Raw genomic sequence first — 1,458 nt, 5'->3', positions numbered from 1 at the left:
CCTAGTACGGCAGCCGCCGTTTGAGATCTTGCTGGTAAGCCGGGGTGGGCGCGAGACGGCCACCGCGTGATCGTCTGTGCGTTGTGGACACATCATCAGATCTTGCGGTGGCCGCGTGCCACAGCGTAGCGGTCGGTCGGTGGGAGCGGGTGCTGGCCGAGGTGCTGGGCTGCTTCGCGGGCCGGTTCGCTCGGGTGGAGCCGCGCCGGGCGGCGGGAGAGTTCGTGACCGGCCTGCTCTCCGATCTTGAGGTCAAGACGTGTTGGCAGTTGGCCGAGCAGGCCGGACACGCCCGGCCGGATGCGATGCAGCGACTGTTGTACCGGGCGGTATGGGACGCAGATGCCGTCCGGGATGACCTGCGGCAGCTGATCACCGGCCGGTTCGGTGGTCCGGATGCGGTCCTGGTCGTTGACGACACCGGTGACCTGAAGAAGGGCGTGCACACGGTGGGGGTGCAGCGGCAGTACACCGGCACCGCTGGGCGGATCGAGAACAGCCAGGTCGGCGTGTTCCTGGGCTACGCCGGCGTCGATGGGCACACCTTGATCGACCGGCGGGTGTATCTGCCGGCGTCGTGGACCGACGACCGCGACCGGTGTGCCGCTGCCGGGGTGCCTGACGAGGTCGAGTTCGCCACCAAGCCCGAGCTTGCCGCCGAGATGATCACCGCCGCCCTGCACGCCGGAGTGCCGGCGGGCTGGGCCGCCGCGGACGAGGCCTACGGCAACAGCGCCGCCTTCCGCGCTGGCCTGCGCGAACACGAGATCGGCTATGTCCTGGCGGTGTCCCGCAGCCACCTGGTCCCGCTCGATGGCGGCAAGACCCGCATCCGGGCCGACCGGGTGGCCGCCGACCTGCCCGCCACGGCGTGGCAGCGTCGCAGCGCCGGCGCCGGGTCCAAGGGGCCGCGCTTCTACGACTGGGCCTGGCTCGACGACGTCTGCACCGACGCTGACCCCGACGACGGCGGCCGGCACAGCCTGCTGATCCGCCGCAACACCAGCACCGGTGAGCTGGCCTTTTACCGCTGCTGGGCCCCCAGGGCAGCGACCCTCGCCCAGCTCGTGCGGGTCGCCGGCATCCGCTGGACCGTCGAAGAAGCCTTCCAAGCCGCCAAGAGCCAGGTTGGCCTGGACCAGCACCAGGTCCGCCGCTGGGACTCCTGGCACCGCTTCACCACCCTCGCCCTGGCCGCCCTCGCCGTCCTGACGATCTGCGCCGCCGACGCCACCGACGACGAACGCGCCGACACCGGCCTGATCACGCTCACGGTCAACGAGATCCGCCGGTTGATCAACGCCTGCATCATCCGCCCGATCAGCGACCTCGCCCACCGTTTGCACTGGTCACGCTGGCGACGCCAGCATCAAGCCCGAGCTCGACGATCGCACTACACACGCCGCCTCAGCCTCGAACTTCAGCCATGATCCCCAAACGGCGGCTGCCGTACTAGCT

At 70.1% G+C, this 1,458-nt stretch carries 1 protein-coding gene; it reads left to right on the top strand.

Translation table 11 applies throughout. The annotated features are described in order from the left end of the window. Positions 1-164: 164 nt before the first annotated feature. The gene (locus FB455_RS34100; protein ID WP_145755819.1) at positions 165-1,430 is read left to right on the top strand and encodes an IS701 family transposase; all 1,266 of its coding nucleotides are present in this window, start codon (positions 165-167) and stop codon (positions 1,428-1,430) included. The last annotated feature ends 28 nt before the right edge of the window (positions 1,431-1,458 follow it).

It is taken from the genome of Micromonospora sp. CNZ296 (assembly GCF_007827635.1).
The sequence above is the reverse complement of the archived record's forward strand: the minus strand, read 5'-3'. Positions and strand labels throughout refer to the sequence as shown.